Raw genomic sequence first — 17964 nt, forward strand, 5'->3', positions numbered from 1 at the left:
GCGCCTGGACATGTGAGCGTTGCGGAGCCGAGGCGCCGCCCGACGCCCAGCGCTGCCGCAACTGCGGTGCCTGGCTTGCGGCGTACGACGAGGGCCAGGACTCGGTGACGCGAGGGTGGCGGCGCCACTGGCCCGGGACCGTGTTCGCGCGGCCGAAGCCACCGCCTCCACCACCCCCGCCGGACATCCCCCCACCACCCCCGTGGAATCCCCCGGTTGAGCCGGAGCCGGAGCCGGAACCGCAGCCCCCGCTCCCCGTCGGCACCCTCCAGGGCACCGGCAGCGTCGAGGGCGTGGCGCGCAACGTGCAGTTGCGCACCGAGGTGCGCGGCAGCGGGGGCAACACCGGCACGGTCATCGTCTGCAACTTCCGCGTGGAGGTGTACGACCGCCGAGGCCGCCCCGTACGACTGGTCCCGGTGGAAATGCGCGGCGACTCCTTCGAGGGCGCAGTCAATGAGGGGGACCGGGTGCGCGCCGAGGGCAAGGCCAGACGCGGCACGCTGCGGGTCAAGCGCCTGTACAACCAGACCACCGGCGCCGAAGTGTCGACCGGCGGCACGCACTGGGTCGTGGCCCTTCTCGTCCTCCTGGTCTTCGCCGCATGGATGATCTTCATCTTCTTCTTCGCCGGACGTTGAATGCTCTTCGCCGGACCCTGACCCGCCGCCCCGCCGGCCTACCGCCGAGGCGGAAACGGAACCCGTAGATCGACCAGCTCGAAACCGTCGCCGCGTGGATCGATGTAGGCGAGCGGGGCGTAGCGGTAGTGAACCCCGTGGGGGCGGCGCCGCAGCGGCTCGCCCTCGCGGTTGCGGGACCATTCGACGTCCCCGGTGAGCACCCGGGCGGGGATGGTCCAGTAGTCGCCCCTGCGGTAGACGTGGGGCCCGTTGGTGCTCGCGAAGCGGATCTCGATGCCGTCCTCCAGCGGCAGCCACGCGCCCTCCCGTACGAGAAGGGCCGTTCCCTCCTCTCCGCACTCGCTGTCCCACCGGCGCAGGAAGGGGTGAAGGGACGGGCGCTGGCCGACGCCGGTGGGTTCGGCGTCGAGCACCACCCCGTGACCGGCGTAGTCGACCTCGCGGACCGTGTACAGCCGTCCGCACTTCGCGTCGGGCTGGTCCGACGCGGAGCGGCACACCGCGGCGTCGTCGACGATCTCCACCACGTCGCCCATGTCCACACCGAGCTTGTCGTCGCGGCCCAGTGTCTCCAGCTCGACCGTGGCACCGGCGATCCTCCGGACGGGCAGTACCACCGAGCCGTTCTCCCGCGACCACTTGAACGTCGCCGTCCCGACCGGGCCGCCCTGGTGCACCTCGACCCGGTACAACTGGTTCTCGGGTCCGCGGTAGCCGGGGGACAGGTCCTCGTCGGGGTGCCTGGTCCGGGCGGCGAGCCGACCGCGCGGGTGGAAGTCGCCCCGGATGCGTTCCCGCAGGAAGCCGACGGCGCTGCGCATGTCCGGCCGGAAGGAGCCGTGCTCCAGCGGGAGCCGGCACACCTGCCAGACCACGCGGGTGCGTGCCGTCGTGTCCGGGCCGCCCGGGCCGAGCGCCACCTCACGGATCCAGGGCGCCTCCGCCGCGGTGATCAGGCGCTCCCACACCCGCAGGTACACGAGGAATGGCCCGGACGGCAGCCGGTCGTCCTCCAGGTCGGAGTTGAGGTGGCCGTCGGGCTGGTCCCAGTAGTCGGTGCCGTCGCACTCGCAGAGGAGGCCGTCAACGTACATCCGGCCCGGTGCCACGCTGAAGGTGTCCCCGTCGAAACCGTCGACCCCGAACCCGCCGAGGGCGTCCTCGTCCTTGTCGGGCGGGTATGCGGCCGGCCCCAGCAGATCGGCGGCGAGCGTGCGCACGTAGTGCAGGAGGATCGCGGACTGCTCGTTGAACTCGGCATCGAGCTGGACCCGCCCCTGTTGGGAGAGGACCGAGGAGAAACGCCGGGCGGGATCGAAGGTGACGCGGGAGAAGTCGCCGTGCATGAGGTGCTTCCTGCCTGGGCCGAGGGGAGTGGGGGCAGCGGGGTGCGATGGGCTCAGGTGACGAAGAAGAGCCCCGTGTCGCATCCGGCGGGGGTGTACTCGTCAAGCCGGGCGCGGAGGTTGTCCTCACGCTGCGGCTGGAAGAGGTGGTGCAGTGCGCCGGGTTCGCAGCCGTTGGCGCCACCGCGGCGGATCGCGTCGGTGCAGTCGTCGGCGAGCCGCACGTAGCCGGGCAAGCCGTACTGGGTGGCGGCGAAGCGCAACTTCACCCGGTCCGGATCCCCGGAGTGGTCGGGTTCGCAGTGGAACCGGGGTGGGGTCGGGGAGTCTTGGGGCAGCCAGCAGAAACGCAGGGACCCCTGGTCGCGTCGCTCGACGGACACCTCGCCGGCCAGGAGGCAGTTCTCCAGCACGTCGACCGCGTGCGCGCGGACGGCTCCGAGGACGGTCGTGCGGCGGGCGGTGAGGAGGACGCCCGCGGGGCCGCCGCCCGGTGCGCAGATCGCCGCACCACCGTCCTCGGAGGCGGCGTCCACCACGCTGTCGTAGAGCTCGACGTGGTTGTCCTCGCCCGCGTCGACGGACAGGGCGCCGATGATGCTGTGGTGGATCTCGGTACGCACCGGACTGTCGGCGATGTCAAGGCTCGGCGCCCCCGGCGCCAGCGGCCTGCCGCCCGCCTCCAGCAACCAGCCCGGTACGAACGTGCAGTGCCGGATCACGAGACGCTGCACCGCGCCCCGCACCCGCACGCTGCCGCCGGTCACCAGCAGACCGTCGAGGACGATCCGCGCCGTCGGCTTTCCGGCGCCCGTGATGGTCAGGGCGCGCTGACCGTCGCCGCCGTGCCGTCCGGTCAGCCGGACGACGGGCCGCACACCGTCCGCGGCGCGCAGGGTCAGGCGGTCTCCCGGGTCGAGGCGGATGTTGGTCAGGTCCTCGTACACCTCGTTGGCGGTGAGCTCCACGATCACCTCCGTCTTGTCGCCGTGCGCCCGCTTGCCGGCGGTCCAGCGGTCGAGCGCGTCGGCGATGCTCGTGTGGTCCTCGCCGGGGCCCACCCGGTAACGCTCCGGGGCGTCGGCCGCCGCGGGGTCGGGGCGCGGGTACTCGCCGCCGCCGAGGTCGCCCGAGAACGCGTGGTGGTATGTCACCCGGACGCCGTGGACGCGAGCCATGCCCGGCGACAGCGTGAGGCGGCCGAGCAGGGGGTCGACGGCGACCTTCCCGTGGTCCGGACGGTAGCTCCAGTCGGACAGGTCGGCGGCGACGACATCGTCGAGCGGTACGACATCGCGGTCGGCGTCCGGACCGGTCCACACGCACAGGCTCTTGCCGGGCCCGTAGTAGTCGTAGAGCCGTTCGGCCAGGGCCCTGCGGCCGATGGGCTCCGGCACGTTCGTCTCGTCGGCGACATGGCCGCTCGACGGATCGGGCACGGGGGCTGTGTACAGGGGAGTGTCGATGGCGAGCACGTTGAAGGTGTAGCAGGCCCGCTCGCGATCCAGGCAGTACGCGGGGGCTCGTGTCACGGAGTAGGTGCGAAGCCGCCACAGGTGCAGGCCGACGGACCGGACGCCGTATCGGCCGGGGCGGCGGGCGGAACCGGCGCGTGGGACCTCCAGGGTGCGGGCGCAGTCGTCGAACGGGCCGCCGAGCCGGTCCAGGACCCCGGCGCGGCGTACGTCGACCAGCGCACCGCGCGCCGACCTGCGGCGGGCGTCGCGGCCGTCGGTGGAGTAGCGGCGCACCGGCTGGGTGAGACAGAGCAGCCGGTGGTACTCGACGACCCGGGACGGCCACCCGGCAACGCCGGACGCCAGGTCCTCGAGGAGAGCCAGGGTGCCCTTGCGGCGCCGGTGCGTGACCGTGTCGGCGACGTCCCTGCGGGGCACGGCGGCGGCCGGAAGGCCGGTGGCCCGGGGGGTGTCGTCCGACAGGGCGGCCGCGATGCGGGGCAGGATCTCGTACCCGACGAGATCCCCGAGGTAGGGCACCACCCAGTCGTCGCAGGTCTCGATGAACCAATTGTCGTAGAGCCCCTCGATGTCCTCGTGGACCACGGCCGCCTGCTCGGCGACGACCGTGAGGAGTGCGCGCAGCGGGCCGCCCTGTTGTTCGTCGCGCCTGCGGTGCACGGCGGGCAGCAGCGCGTACAGCTCGTCCGGGGTCATGGAATCCTCCGCAGCAACAGGGTCCCCGGCACCGCCGGGTCGAGCAGGACGAGTTGGGCCGGACGAAGCATCAGCCGCGGGGGCCGCCGCTCGGCCGGGCCAGGCGCGGCCCGGCGGTCGAGGAACACCGTGCGGGCCTGCGCGGCGTCGACGACGGCGGCCGGATCCGGCGGTCCGCCGACGGGGGAGAGGTCGCGCACCGCGCGCGGCCCCGCGGACAGGGCGGGCACGCAGGAGGCGACGGAGGGATGCTCGGCGAACCTGACCACTTCGGCCGGGTCGGCGCCCTCCGGGATGCCGCCGAAGGCTTCCACGTTCACGGAGTCGACGCCCGTGACCCCGTGCGCGGCGGCGACGACGGCGCTCAGGTACACCGGCCGGGCCAAGTGAGCCTCCGCGAACCCCAGTTGGGTGGCCAGCGCCTCATGGACGCGGCGTTCGACCTTCTCCGGCAGGTGGCCGGGGGCCGTACGCACGCCGAGCACCAGCACGAGCCGGACGCGCTCGCAGGGCTCGACCCGCACGGGCAGCCGGGGGTCGCCGTACCGCCGCAGTGCCGTGCGCAGCCCGGCGAGCAGCGCGGCGGAGGCATCCAGCGGGGCGTCGTCGGCGGCCGCGACGGTGACATGCAGGACGGGACGGCCGTCGTCCATGCAGTGCTGTGCGACGGCCCTGCCGACGCCCGCGAAGGCCTGTGCGAAGGACTGGTAGTCGCGCACCGACACCAGCCGGTCGAAGGCGGCAAGGCGCAGCGGGACGGCCCGGCGCAGTTGCGCAGGACCGTCGGCGTCGGCCCCGCCGGTCGCGGGCAGCGGGTTGGTGACTCCGCTGACGCCGGGCGGCCGGCTCACCAGCTGGCTGATCCGCCCGGCCGCGACATTGCCGGCGCGGCCGCCGCCGACACGGTAGCGGGCGGTGACGTTCTCCGTGCCCGACGGCAGCCGGGCGCCGTGCAGGCCGTCGCCGAATTCCACGGCGGCCCTGCCGTCCGGGCCCGCGCGCAGCCGGTAGACCTGGGCGGCGGGCCCCGCCTCGCCCAGATCGGCGGTGCGCTGCCACGCCACGTCGTCGACCCGGACGGTCAGCGCCTCCTCGCCGCCCTCGGCGGTCGCCGACGGCAGCCACGCCAGCGGACTCTGCCGCAGCGGAAGGACCTGGCCCGCCCGGCCGGAGTCACCGCTGCCGAGGATCTCCGTCACCGTCTCGCCCGCGGTGGCCGGGACGACATTGCCGTGCACGACGACCGTGTCCCGCCGGTAGCGGTGCGCGAGCGGCGCGGTCAACAGCAGCGTCGTGCACACCCGGTCGGCGAAGGCGTGGCGCACGCCCGCGAGGACGGCGAGCTCGCAGCCCGGCACTCCCGTGCCGGAGCCGGGAAGGACGTCCGTGCGCTCACCGGAGACGATGAGCAGCCGTCCGGGGGCGAGTCCCTCGAAGATGCCGTCCAGCGTGAGGGCGTCGCCCTGCACGTCGGTCGGATCGGGCGGGGCGGCGAGCACCAGCGGCTCCCCCGCGGCCCACACGGTGGTGGCCCGCCGGGCGGCGATGTCGTCGCAGTCCTCGGTCCACGGCCCGGCAAGGCGCAGCCGCGTCACCCGTACGGCGTCCTGACCGTTCGCCACCGAAAGGCGGCCGACCTCGGTGACCTTGACGACACGGGTACGTGGACGGCCCACCACGCCCACCCCGATCCAACTTCCCGGCTCGATCTCCTCGTGCACCGCGTCCAGGAGCAGAACGTCCGCCGCGAGCGGAACGGTTTCGTCCGGCTGCGCCCGTACGGCGGCGCGCAGCAGCCGTCGCACTCGGTCGTCGTCCGGGATGGAGGCACCCAGCGGGGCCGCCGTGACGCGGAAGCGCTGCACCCCCCACCGGGGGGTGCCCCGGACGTGGACGGCGGTCAGCGCCTCGTACAGGGACGCGGTGAGGTGGGGCTGGTTGCCGGCCAGCAGCCGGGGCAGGCCGTCGGAGCCGGCGCCCAGCGCATCGGCGACGGCGGGCGGGGTGCGCGGCGCGGGCTCGCTCCGCTCGATCGCCCGCAGCAGCGGGTCCACGGCGTGCAGCACCGGGCGGCCGGGACTGCCGAGATCGCGCTGTAGCGCCTCCGCTTCGGCCGATGCCGGTCGCGCGGGCTTGTCGGCCATACGGTGCACGGCATCCTGCACCGTGGCGAGCCGGACGGCGGCCCGCTTGGCCAGGGCGTCGGCGTCCTTACCCCCGCCGAGGTCGGCGAGACGCTCGCGCAGTCGGCGCAGCCTGCGGTCCAGCCGGGCCGCGAAGGTGTCCGGGTCGCGCAGCTCCTCGGCACGGTCCCGCACCTCCCGCAGCAGCGCGAGGAGCTCCTCGAAGGGGCCGCGCGAGGGCGCCCGGCGAGCGGTTTCCTCCACGTCCTCCATGAGCGCGTCCACCGCGCCGTCCAATTGCCGTGTCGCGTCCGGCACCCGCAGTCGTACGGCGGTCCGCCCTCTCGCGGGATCCGGTTCCACGTCCCCCACCACCCGGGTCACGTTCAGCCGGGCATCCCGGTACTTGAACAGCAGACGGTCACCGGGGCGCAGGACGGCCTTGACCCCTTCGACGTCGATGGACGGGGTGATGCCGGCGAGCTCGGCCGCGATGCCGGCCGACCCGGTGGTGCGCACGGGCAGTTGGTTCCAGTCGGCCCGCGCGGTGAGGTCCTCGGCGGTCTCGAAGACCAGCGGCAGCCCGCCGGGCTCCGGTTCGCTCCGTACCTGCGAGCCGGCCGGTACGACACAGGAGGTGCCGGCGTCCAGTGTGTAGGCGAGGTGGCTGGCGGCCGCGAGCGCGGGGTGCGGCCGGTGACCGACAAGGCGGCCCAACCGGACCAGCGACTCCTGCTCGGTCGCGGTGCGCAAGAACCCCTCGTCGGCGATGCGTTCCTGATAGAAGGTCAGCACATCGGCGACCACGGCCCACGCGTCGAGCAGGGCGATCGAGGCGTCGTCGGGCTCCCGAGTCGTGAGCGCGGCAAGGGCGTCCCGCTGGCCGGGTTCCTCCCCGGCCAGCGGGAGCCGGGCCAACATGGCGTCCAGGAACTGCTGATGGGTGCCGACGCGATACGACAGCGCGGGCTGTCCGGGCCGGTTCCACACCGGCGTCGAGGGCGGCTCAGGAGCGCTCATCGTCCGCCTCTCAGACGCAGCACAAGCAGCCCGCTCTCCGGGCGCGTGATATCGCCGTCGAGCCGCGGGACCTCCCGCGGGCGCAACCGCAGCTCCCCGGAGGGCGGCACGTCCGGGCCGTCGGCCACATGCCGCCTGCGCAGCCGTGTGACCTCCGCGTGCCGCACTCCGGGCACCGCCATGGCAACGGCCACCAGGGCACTGGCCCGCACCGGGGTGCCGAAGGTGAGCGCCGCCGGGTCGAAGAACCCCGCGTACCTGGGCAAGAAGCGGCGCTCGAGCGCCTGCCGTACATCGGAGGTGACGTGGTGCGGGTCGACCAGGACGTACAGGGCCACATCGAGCGGCACCAACTGCGCGGGGTGGGTGACGACCTCGTGGCCGATGCGCCGGTAGCGGTGCAGTGCGGAGCGCACGTCCTCAAGGAGCTCCGGCGACGCCACGGCGGTGCGCTCCGGATCGACCGCCACGTCGGCCTCGTACCAACTGCCGGTCCAGCGCAGGGTGGCGGCGGCGCGCTGCACACCGGGGCGGCCTTCGGCGAGCGTGGCGTAGTCCTCGGCGGTGACGGCGCGTAGCAGCGTACGGAAGGGGGCGCGGGGCGCGGCGAGGCGCACATCGGCCACCGGCTCCGGATCGGTGCCGCCGGTCGCAGGCACCGGGTTGCGCACCCGCGTGACCAGGCCCGCCAGGTCCCCGTCGCGGTGCGCGATCCCGTTGACGGCCTCGCTGCCGGCGTTGCCCGCACTGCCGTTGCCCACGCGGTAGATGGCGCGCAGCATGGTGCCCGGGCGGGGCGACCGTCCGCAGCGCTCGTCGCCGAACCGCAGGGTGAGCCCCCCGTCGTCGTCGCTCTCGCCGACCACATGCCGGTCGCGCGGGCCGCTCTCCAGCAGGTCACGGCGCGGTGTCCACCGAGCCCGTGCTCCCTCCGCCTCCAGCAGATGTACCGCGGGCAGCGCCTCGCGCGGGTCGGGGCGCAGGGCGGTGCTCGCGGGGCCGTGCAGGGAAGGGTTGGCCGGGTGCAGGCCGCCTGCGGCCCGGGCACCCCAGGTGCGCCGGATCTCCCAGTCCGCTTCGTCGGGGTCGAGCACGTATCCGGAGTCGGCGCGGCGGGCGAGGGCTTCGAGGCGGCGCAGCGGGGCGGCGAGTACGCGGTCGAAGCGGGCGAGCAGGCGGGCGGCCCGGTGGGGGTCGCTGAGCCCGGAGGAGCCGAAGAGCGCTTCCAGGAGGTCCCGGCCTCCGTCGTCGATGCCCGCCTGCTGGTGCAGGTCGCGCAGCAGTTCACGGGCCCGGACGGCGAGGCCGCGCAGGTGCCGGGCCTGGGCGGCTGCCAGGTCCGCCGGGCGGGGGTGGGGCGGGGACCAGGTGACGGGCGCGCCGCGCACCGCCGCCCTGAAGGGGCGGGCCGTCTTCGGCACCTCGATGAGCTCGTCCGTGTCGCCGCCGGGCAGCCAGGTGTTCGCCAGACCGTGCTCGACCAGGAGCGCATTGCCGCGGGCCAGCACGGTCGCGCTCGTCCGGCCGTCGGGTCCGGGCGGGTTGCCCAGCCACAGCGGGAACGTGAGCGCGTCCTCCTCGGCCCAGGCGATCTTCACGACAGGGGTGCCGTCGTTCGCGTCGTGGTCCTGGACGGCACGAGTGAGCCGGACCGCCTGCCGGTGGCCGGGGTCGGGTGGGCCGCCGTCGGGGGCCCGCAGCTCTTCCAGAACGAGTAGGTCACCGGGGGCGAGGTCCAGCGCACGCTCCACGTCGAGCAGCGCTGCCCGCGTGGTGCCGACAGGCAGCTGGAACGCGTCCTGACCCCACGCCCACAGCGCGATGCCGTTGTGCTCCGGACGCAGCCGCATCCCGCGCCGCTCCAGGGGCCGATAGACCGGATGCGGCCCCGAGACGAGGGCCTCGACGGACAGCACCGGGCCGATCGTAGGGCGCAGCGCGTCATCCGGCTGCGCGGCGAAGGCCAGATCTTCGGTGCGCACCGACCGCGGTGCGGACGTCTCCACGCACACGACCGTGCGGGCCGCGCAGCCGTCGTGCATTGGGTAGCCGACGAGGCGTGCGTGCCGCCGCACCGAGGTGCGCAGCCGCGCGGTGTCGAGGTACGCCTCGGTGGCGACGGCGTCCTGCTGGTAGCTCAGCCGGTCTCCGACATGGGCAAGGAGCTCCACCAGGGTGACCCAGAGGTCGGGGACGTGGCGCTCGGTCCACTGCGGCAGGGTGAGGGAAAGACGCTCCAGGAGGAGGCGCCGGAAACTGGCGTAGTCCTTGGCCAGGTAGTCGATGGACGGTGCGGGGCGGCCCGGCGCCCGGGTTGCGCCGGAGATGTCCTCCGGGCGGTGGGCGGTGGGCCGGAAAGTGAAGTCGGCCCGGTCGAGGGCGCCGTGGAAGCCGTGCCCCAGGACGCGCAGGCGGTACGTGGACTCGTCCCCGGGGCGGTCGAGGAACAGCCGGAACCGCTGCGCGGGCGCACCGCTGCCGGACTCCTCCGTGCCGGGCTCCAGCTCCTCGCCGAGCTCGGGGACGACCCGCAGTACGCGGATGCCGACGACCCGCTGTCCGCCCTCGATCACGAAGCTGGCGCGGTCCACGTGCCGCGGCAGCACCCCGGAGAACCTCACGCTCAGCGTTCGCCGGTCCGGGTGTGCCCGTACCTCCTCGATGCCGGCCTGACCGCTCCAGCGCCCGTCCGCCACGGTCATGAGCCGGTCCCCCCACTCACGGTCAGTGTGTGGTTCTCCCCGGTGGCCATCAGGACATAGGCGACCCGCACATGGAGCGTCGCCTCGTCTGCGGTCACGGTGAGGGACTCCACCGTGAGCAGGTCGCCGAGCCAGCGCTGCAGGGCCGCCTGGGCGGTCGCCTCCAGGGTTGCGGCGACTTCGGGGCTGTTTCCGGCGAAGACCAGGTCGAGCAGGCCGCAGCCGAAGTCGGGCCGGTTGACCCGCTCGCCCGGGCTGGTGAAGAGGACCAGTTCGACCATGTCCCGGACGTGGTCGGCGTAGGCGGCCGACGCCGTGCGGCCACGGGCGTCGACGCGATAGGGGAAGGCGACGTCCATAACGCGCTCACATCCCCCGGACCCGTAGCTGCATGGCCTGCACCAGAGGGGGATTGGGCGGTGGCGTGCCGACCCCCATCGCGGGGCCGGGACTGACCGGCGGGCTCGGCTGAAGCAGCACGGGAAGACCGCCCACGAACACGCGCGTGGAGGTGTGCAGCCACACGATGCTCGTGCAGGGCGGCGCCCCGAGCGTGGCGGCCGGGAAGCTGCAGCCCGCCACCAGGAACGTGTCGGCGCTGGTGGCGACGGGCTGGGGGCCGACCAGAACGCGCTGCTGCACCGGCGCGGGAATGGTGACGAGGCCGGGCGGATGGGCGCACATCATCAACGCGCCGTAGTGGAGCAGCAGTCCGGGCATGGCATCCTCACAACACGGTCAGCGCACCGTCGTTGACGGTGAGCTGGGGTCCGACGAGCTTGAGCGTGGCGAGTCCGGACCCGCAGGAGATCTCGATCGACATCTCGTCGATCTTGATGAACGGCCCGTTCTCACCGTGCAGTTGGAGCTTGATTCCGCCCGCAGGACCAGGCACGTCGCTGATGACCAGGGCGCTGCCGGAAGGGGTGGCAAGGACGATCTGCGGGATGCCGGGCGGCGCCGACTTCGCCGCCGACGGCACGTCCTGCGACCCGCCCCGCCGGTACCCGGCGCACACGGCCCGCTCGGGGTCCCCGTCGAGGAACCGCACCCACACACCGGAGTCCGCCGGCGGCACCACGTACATGCCGCAGTCCGGACCGGCCAGCGGGGTGGACGGGGCGGCCCACACCTGTGTCTCGTCGCCAAGCACTTCCGGCACCCGCACCAGAAGCCTCCCGACCCCGGTCGGGTCCTTGGCGTCGACCACTACGGCCTCGTACAGGCCGTGCCATTGATGCGTCGTGTGCGTCTGCGCTGTTGTCATACGGTCACCACCTGGGTGTCGGCGCCGAGTCCGTCGCGGACCAGCGTGAAGTGCTGCCTGAACGTGTCCCGGGTGAGGTCGTGGGCCACCGCGGCCACGAGATAGCGCCCGTCGTAGGCCGCTCCCGCCCCGCGCACGCCCACCAGAGCGTGGGCGGCCAGGACATGGCCGTAGCGCAGGACGTCGACGGTCCCTCGCCCGGTGACCGCGTCGGCGGCGACCTCGAGGCCGAGTCCGGCCAGCAGGGTCCGGGTCAGGGAGCGGCCGGTCTGCCCGGCGAGCATGCCGACGCGCAGTGCCTCGGCAGGGCGGGCCGCCAGGGGGCCGCGCAGGACGAGCGGCTCGGGCGCGCTCGCCTCGGAGGCCGTCGTGGACGGAGGTTCGAGCCGGTGCGTGCCGTAGCGGGAGGTGGCAAGGCCGTCGAAGGAGAACGTCAGCTCCTCCACGTTGTCGGCCGCGCCGCACCCGGTCGTCAGGGCCGGCTGGAGGGCCCCCTCGCGGCGCTGCGGCCCCCAGTAGGCGGTGCTGACCCCCGGGGCGGGCCCCGGCTCGAGATGGAAGACATGGCCGACGTCCGCGGCGATCGCCCGCAGGTAGGCGAGATCGGTCGCCGCCTGCACCGGAATGTCGATCAGCGGATTCGGCTGGTCCGAGTGCACCGGCGCCACGGCCTTCGGCGTGATGCCGTACTGCGCGTACGCGGCACACACCTCTGTCGCCCGCAGCTGCGGCGAGAGCCCGGGGAACGCCCGCCGGACATGCCGCAGATTCATCAGCAGCGACAGATCCTCACCGGTGACGACGAGGAACGACGCCCCGGGAGCCCGCGCCGCGTGCAGCTCCTGATGCGTGATCACGCCGTCCACGAGCACATGGCACCGGCCCGCGAGGACCACGGCGACCACGACCCGCTTCTTCGTGTGCAGTGCCCCGTCCGGCAGGACCGCCCGGGACAGCGGCGATCCGGGAGCGACCGAGAAGGTCAGCTGGAAGCCGCTCGTCGCCCCGCTGGCCGAGGTGATCCGCACTCCGTGCAGCGCATCGACGAACGCCGCCGGGGCCGGAGCGGGCACCGTGTCGCCGAGGAGCAGCATCACCTGCGGGCTTGGCCTCATCACCACGCCCGTTCGCCGCCAGCAGCCGCCGCCGAAGCCTCGGCGGGCAGGGTGATCCGCAGTCTCCGGCCGGTCACGGCCGTCAACTCGTCCGGCCGCAGCGTCGGATTGGCGTCGGCGATCCGCCACGACTGCTCCGGGTCGCCGCAGCGACGTGCCGCGATGGCGTCGAGCCGTTCTCCGGCGGTGACGACGTGCTCGCCGACCGCCGTCAGCTCCTCCGGCCGGGGCAGCAGACGACGGCGCAGGTGAGTGACGGTCCGGCCGTCCGCAAGGGTGTGGGTCGTGGTGGGGACCCCGTGGTACCTGCTGCTGGGCTCGAACATGCCGACCTCCTCCGGATGGTGATGGGTACGCGGCGCGGGTGCGGCTCAGCCGCCCGGGTAGCCGACGGTCGACGGGCCGTTCGCGACCGTTGCCGCGAGGCGCTCCCGGTTCTGCTGGTACTGGAGGTAGAGGCCGCCGGCCTTGTGGCCGAATCCGACGTCGTCGACGGTGAGGACCCGCACCGTCAGCGTCACGCGCGCCCGGATGGGATTCAGCTCCCCGTCGTAGGCCTCCTCCGTGACGGCGATGTCCAGCATCCGCACGGGCAGGACCCTGCGCCCCAGAACCAGGACGGACAGCGGGGCCTGTACGGGTGCGATCTCCAGGATTCCCTGGCCGGCCAGTTCGTTCTGCCGGGTCAGCTGGGCGCTCGTGGGGGTGACGGCGCTCTCCAGCGCGGCCAGCGTCGCGGAGAGACCCGACCCCGTGGGTGGGGCCGGCGTGGCCTTCGAGGCCGCTTGGTCCACGGCGTCGAACTCCGCGTCGATCCGGAACGTCTCCCGGGCCGGCCCGTGCAACCGCAACGCCTCAAGCCGGTCACCGGCGGCGGCGCCGATGCCGCGCGGCTGGAGCGTACGAGTGATGCTGTCGGGGTTGTACTGGAAGGGCATGACCCGCAGGACCTGCCCCTGCTCGGGGTCCAGGAGGACGAAGCCGCCGCGGCGGGGGGCGGGGGTGGTCATGGCGTGGGGGCTCCTGCCTCTGGTCGGGGGCGGTGCTGGGGGGAGCGGTGGTCCGGCGGTTGCCCGGCTCGGAGTGTCTCGTGGACGGCGCGGGCGATTTGGCGGGCGTGCGCGGCGAGGGTGGGGTCCGTCGGTGCGGCCGGGGTGGGGGCGCCGATGGTGGAGTCCGCAGGTACGGCCGGGGCGACGGCGCCGATGGTGGGGGAGTCGCCGAGCAGCACGGCGAGTTCGGACTCGACGGCCGCGCACAGTGCCGCAGGCGAGGGGGGTGGTCCGGCCCCGTCCCACACCAGCCGACGGATGTGCAGTTCGACCCGCGTGGCCGCTGTCATGTGATCACCACCGCCGCGTCGGCGTCGAACCGCCCGGCCTCCACATCGATCAGCGGGCTGTCCACCCCGTCGACGCGCAACCGCAGCGGATACCGCCCTGGCGCACCCGCCGCCATCCGGAACCGCAGCGTCCGAGTTTCCCGGGTGAACGGTTCCGCGAGCACGGGCCGATCCGCCACCAGCAGCTCGGCCCGCTGGCCGGGATGCACGGCGGGCGCGCACTCCACGACCAGCGCCACCGTCCCCTTCTTGGCCCGCTCGGCGTTCATCGGCAGCGAGTTGGTGATGCGCGGCGCGATGTGGAAGCGCCGTGGCTCGGTGGTCCGTACACTGCCGTCGGGCGCGGTGACGACGACGACGGCCGACCAGCGCCCCGCGCCGAGCTCCTCGCCGAGCGTCGCGCGCAACAAGCCAGCCTCGTCCGCGCGGGCCGGCAGCACGATCGGCCCGCCGAGCAGGGGGTGCGTCAGACGAACGGTCGGCGTCCCCGCCTGAAATCCGCTCCCGCTGAGCCTGATGTCAGAGCCGGACGCGGCGGTCGACGGTACGACGGCCAGAAGTACTGGCCAGTGCGCGGCCGCCATAGGCATCGCCTCGGGCCCGGTCCCGGCTGCCCCGCGCCGCAGTACCGGCAGGGGTGCCCGGCCGGGCGTTGCGCTGTCGATGAGCACGACACGTGCCTCGTAGGCAACGGACAGCCGGTAACTGTGGCCCAGGGCCGCCCACAGCAGGCGCATCTCGTCGGCCGTCATCATCGCCGGGGTGACCTTCACCGGCTCCTGCTGGAGATGCAGATCACTGAAGCCGGCGGCGCCCTTGAGGTCGTCGGCACGCAGCCGCGGCCGCTCGTGCAAGGCCGCCATGGCCGCACCGAGCAGCCGCTCGGGGACGGTCGAGTCCTCACCGGCGGGTACGTGCGCGGTGAACAGGTAGTGCAGGACCAGCGGCAGCGCGGGATGCCGGGACTCGCCGGGGCGCGAGCCGTCGGGATCGGCGTTGCGCCAGGCGGGATCGATGCCGGTCTGGTGGAGGAAGAGGTTGAGCACGCCATTCGTGCCGTCGCCCTCGGCAATGGCCGCGGCGACATCCCCCGGATGCCGGACCGTCACCTCCGCTCCGGGCACGGCCCGTTGGAGGTCCCCGTGCAGCACGGCCCGCAGCGTCTCGGTCACGGCGGCGATCGCCAGCGCATCACTCACGCCCGCCTCCCGAGGTACTCCTCAAGACTGAGCCGAGGCTTGCGGTGCGGAGCGGGGGTTGGGGCAGGGCCGTCGATGGGGCGGGGAGGGGCGGTGCGGACGACCAGGTGGTCAATGGTGACGCGGACGACGGTGGAGTGCGCCGGGGAGCTCTGCGCAGTGGTGGAGTCGGAGGCGGGGCCGAGTGCGAGTTTGGGGCGGGTCGGGGGTGACCGGCGGAGGGAACTCCACGCGGAGGGCTTGGTTGGCCAAGACTCCGGCGACGGCGACGGTGACGATGTCCGCGTAGGCGTAGGTGAGGGTGACGACGGGGCCTGTGGACGTGCCGAAGCTGGTGACGGCGTCGGCGCTGAGGGGGGCGGGTTCGAAGCGGGTGCGGGTGACGGTGACGGTGACGGTGACGGTGACGGGGAGAGCGTCGGCGGGACCGGTGATCCTTCAGGCGCTGCCGTTCGGGCCGGTGATGCGGCTGGTCGCGCTGCGGCGTGGGCAGCCTCGGCGGGCACCGGGGAGGGAGATGTGGCGGAGCTCCCGGCGGATACGCCGAAGCCCTCGCTCCGCGTTTCGGACTTCCGCAATGGCGCGCCCGGTTTCCCGGGAGACACCGTGTCACCTTGAGGCGCTGCGCCGGCCCTTGTCGGCACAGGAGGGAGGTGTGGGGTGGGCTTCTGGGCGCGAGCGGGAGGGCGGGTTGACTGTGGTGTGGGGGGTTTGTTTGGCGGGGTGCTGTGGGCGGTGGCGGGGCTGGGCGTCTGGGCGGGAGTGGGATGTTCCGCGGGGTCTTGGCCGGGGTCTGTCGTGGCTGAGTCGTTCGGTGGGGTGCTGTTGCGTACGGCGGGGCCTGGAGTCTGGGCGGGGGCGGGACGCTCTGGGTGGGTTGGGTGTGGTGCGGGTGGCTTGTTGGCTGTGGGGTCTTGGCGGCCGGGGTCTGTCGTGGTCGAGTCGTTTGGCGGGACGCTGTTGCCGACGGCGGGGCCTGGAGTCTGGGCGGGGGCGGGACGCTCTGGGTGGGTTGGTTGTGGTGCGGGTGGCTTGTTGGCTGTGGGGTCTGGGCCGGGGTCTGCCGTGGCCGAGCCGTTCCGTGGGGTGCCGTGACCGGCGGCGGGGCTTGTGCGTGAGGGCTGCGGCCGCTGTGCCTGTGGTGCTTCGGACACGGTCGCTTCGTCAGGGACCCGACTCCCGAGGGCTGGAGGAATCGCCCTCCCCGAGGCCGACCGTGCACCGTCACCCCGCTCACGATGGCCGCCACCGCGAGCCTCTGCAGAGGGCTCGGCATCTGACGTCAGCTGCGACGACGCGCTCGGCCAAGGGCTCCCCCCGGTCAGTCGTACGTCCTCCCCGCTGACGACCCGTACACCCTCCCCGCCAACCGGATGTGCGCTCTCGCCGGCGGCGGGGCGTGCGACCTCCACGGCACCCCCACGCCCACCTGCCCCACCGGCCGTACTGAGCTCCGCATCCTCACCCCCGACCACGCCCATCCCTTCGCTGGGAGCCGCCTCGCTGGGAGCCGCCTCGTACGAGAGCTCCCCAACTCCCGCCTCCAGCCCCTGCATCGGCTCCACCACCCCTTCCCCGGACGGCAGCGCCTGCGCCTGCGCCTCCACCTCCCCCTCGACCGGGACCTCGACCTCGACATCGACCTCAGGGGCGTACACCGACGCCCCCTGCTCAGATCCCGGCAGCCGCGGAGCGCCCGGATCGAACGCGTTCGGTGCGAGCGGCCTCAACCTCGGCCCCGGTGCCCTGAGGAGACGGTCCACGAAGTCGTTCATCCGGTGCTCGCCTCCAGATAGAACTGCCGCCGCGTCGGGCTGATCGCGAGCACGTCGGCCTCCGTCCAGCCGTAGGCGCGAGCGAGGGCGTGTACCTCGTGCAGGAGGCGGCGCGCGTACTCGGACACGTCGGTCCACAGGTGTTCGGCGAGGTCGAGGGCGGCATCCCAACTGTGTTGGCACTGCGGGCAGTTCAAGGAGACGACGGCATCGGCCCCGGGGTCGTCGTCGGCGAGCCGCCGGGCGACGTCCTCGAGAACCTCGTCGGGCAGGTCGTCGGCGGGCGGGTCGACGCGCAGGACGCTGCGACGCAGCAGGGCCTGGCGGGCGCGGGGCGTGGCGGGATCGACGGAGCGGACGTCCCGGCCGGTCAGCGCGCGATACGTGACCGTCCTGCCGTACGACTTCACAGTCGCCGTGGCGGCCACGGCGGCGCCACCGCCGGGAGGCAGCAACTCGGCCGCCGCCACGGTGACATCGAGACTCTCGCCGCATTCCGGGCAGTCCGCCGTGCACGGCAGTGCGTCGCCGAAGGCGCCGCGGCGCAGCTCGAGCAGAAGGGAGTTGAGCGCACTTAGGGGCAGGTCCGCGACGTTGCTCCCGCCAGGTGCCGCCATCGAGGCGAACAGAAGGGAACGAGCTGCCGGCGGCCCGGCGAGCCCGTTCTCCCACACGTCGAGGACGTTCGCCTCGGTCAGCTGCCGTGGCACGCCGCTCACCCTGCGGTGTCGGAGAACTGCGGTTCCTGCGGCGGGTTGGTGTGCTCCCGTACCCAGCCGTGGTGCTCCACCTTGATGTGCTCGAAGGCCACGCCGTTGGATCCGGCGTCGAGTTCGGGCAGTCCCTGATACTGGGAGACCCAGCAGTCGTGGACGGAGTAGGACAGCACCTGCTGCCCGCCCTCGTCGAAGACGTCGATGATGAGGTCGCGCCGGAAGTCCTTCAGAGAAGTCTCAAGCCCGCCCGCCGAGTTCTTCAGGCTCCAGACGCGGTTGGCCCATTCCTCGAAGGCGGTGTCGACGGTGCAGCCGCGTTCGAAGGTGATGGCCTCGTATTCCGTCCGGCCGGGAAGTTTCCGGCTGGTGCCGGGGTCTCCGCCGTCGCGATGCCGAATGACCTCGGTGGTGCGCTTCAGCCCGCTGACCTTGCTGATTCCCGCAATGTAGTCGGTCTCCCCGCTGAACTTCACCCGGAACCGGAAGTTCTTGTACGGGTCCCGGCGCTTGACCTCAGGCATGGGTCGTCCTCCTGGAGCTG

At 73.3% G+C, this 17964-nt stretch carries 15 protein-coding genes; 1 reads left to right on the plus strand and 14 read right to left on the minus strand.

Translation table 11 applies throughout. The features are described 5' to 3' along the window. The first annotated feature begins 293 nt into the window (after positions 1–293). A complete protein-coding gene (locus AB0G17_RS31155) occupies positions 294–641 on the plus strand; it encodes a hypothetical protein (protein WP_344522280.1) in 348 nt (115 codons plus the stop codon). Between the two features lie 38 nt (positions 642–679). Here AB0G17_RS31155 and AB0G17_RS31160 read toward each other — a convergent pair whose 3' ends face one another. The 14 genes from AB0G17_RS31160 to AB0G17_RS31225 all read right to left on the minus strand — a co-directional run bounded on the left by AB0G17_RS31160 (position 680) and on the right by AB0G17_RS31225 (position 17944). Further along, positions 680–1990, minus strand: coding sequence for a DUF6519 domain-containing protein (locus tag AB0G17_RS31160; RefSeq protein ID WP_361389968.1), 1311 nt, complete (start codon positions 1988–1990; stop codon positions 680–682). 53 nt (positions 1991–2043) lie between these two features. Then, the gene (locus AB0G17_RS31165) at positions 2044–4164 is read right to left on the minus strand and encodes a hypothetical protein (RefSeq protein ID WP_361389970.1); all 2121 of its coding nucleotides are present in this window, start codon (positions 4162–4164) and stop codon (positions 2044–2046) included. After that, complete coding sequence (locus AB0G17_RS31170; RefSeq protein ID WP_361389972.1) at positions 4161–7307, minus strand: putative baseplate assembly protein; 3147 nt, start codon at positions 7305–7307, stop codon at positions 4161–4163. The genes AB0G17_RS31165 and AB0G17_RS31170 overlap by 4 nt, the downstream gene beginning before the upstream one ends. Next, a complete protein-coding gene (locus AB0G17_RS31175; RefSeq protein WP_361389974.1) occupies positions 7304–10009 on the minus strand; it encodes a putative baseplate assembly protein in 2706 nt (901 codons plus the stop codon). The genes AB0G17_RS31170 and AB0G17_RS31175 overlap by 4 nt, the downstream gene beginning before the upstream one ends. Beyond that, positions 10006–10368 (minus strand): GPW/gp25 family protein, encoded by a 363-nt coding sequence (locus tag AB0G17_RS31180; protein ID WP_344522275.1) that lies wholly within the window; start codon positions 10366–10368, stop codon positions 10006–10008. The genes AB0G17_RS31175 and AB0G17_RS31180 overlap by 4 nt, the downstream gene beginning before the upstream one ends. Positions 10369–10375: 7 nt before the next feature. Then, on the minus strand, positions 10376–10729 hold the full coding sequence (locus AB0G17_RS31185; RefSeq protein ID WP_361389976.1) for a hypothetical protein: 354 nt from the start codon (positions 10727–10729) through the stop codon (positions 10376–10378). A gap of 7 nt (positions 10730–10736) precedes the next feature. Continuing rightward, entirely contained in the window at positions 10737–11276 is a 540-nt protein-coding gene (locus AB0G17_RS31190; protein ID WP_361389978.1) for a phage baseplate assembly protein V, read from the minus strand. Continuing rightward, positions 11273–12391, minus strand: coding sequence for a hypothetical protein (locus AB0G17_RS31195; protein WP_361389980.1), 1119 nt, complete (start codon positions 12389–12391; stop codon positions 11273–11275). The genes AB0G17_RS31190 and AB0G17_RS31195 overlap by 4 nt, the downstream gene beginning before the upstream one ends. Continuing rightward, the gene (locus AB0G17_RS31200) at positions 12391–12717 is read right to left on the minus strand and encodes a LysM domain-containing protein (protein ID WP_344522271.1); all 327 of its coding nucleotides are present in this window, start codon (positions 12715–12717) and stop codon (positions 12391–12393) included. The genes AB0G17_RS31195 and AB0G17_RS31200 overlap by 1 nt, the downstream gene beginning before the upstream one ends. A 45-nt stretch (positions 12718–12762) precedes the next feature. After that, positions 12763–13401, minus strand: a complete 639-nt coding sequence (locus AB0G17_RS31205; RefSeq protein ID WP_361389982.1) for a hypothetical protein — start codon at positions 13399–13401, stop codon at positions 12763–12765. Continuing rightward, on the minus strand, positions 13398–13733 hold the full coding sequence (locus tag AB0G17_RS31210) for a hypothetical protein (protein ID WP_361389984.1): 336 nt from the start codon (positions 13731–13733) through the stop codon (positions 13398–13400). Before AB0G17_RS31210 ends, AB0G17_RS31205 begins: the two co-directional genes overlap by 4 nt. Next, entirely contained in the window at positions 13730–14932 is a 1203-nt protein-coding gene (locus AB0G17_RS31215) for a DUF4255 domain-containing protein (protein WP_361389986.1), read from the minus strand. Before AB0G17_RS31215 ends, AB0G17_RS31210 begins: the two co-directional genes overlap by 4 nt. Positions 14933–16703: 1771 nt before the next feature. Further along, complete coding sequence (locus AB0G17_RS31220) at positions 16704–17417, minus strand: hypothetical protein (RefSeq protein ID WP_361389988.1); 714 nt, start codon at positions 17415–17417, stop codon at positions 16704–16706. 5 nt (positions 17418–17422) lie between these two features. Further along, positions 17423–17944 (minus strand): phage tail protein, encoded by a 522-nt coding sequence (locus AB0G17_RS31225; RefSeq protein WP_344522266.1) that lies wholly within the window; start codon positions 17942–17944, stop codon positions 17423–17425. Positions 17945–17964: the final 20 nt, after the last annotated feature.

Origin of the sequence: Streptomyces sp. NPDC023838, from assembly GCF_040639555.1 — a bacterium.
Taxonomy (GTDB): domain Bacteria; phylum Actinomycetota; class Actinomycetes; order Streptomycetales; family Streptomycetaceae; genus Streptomyces.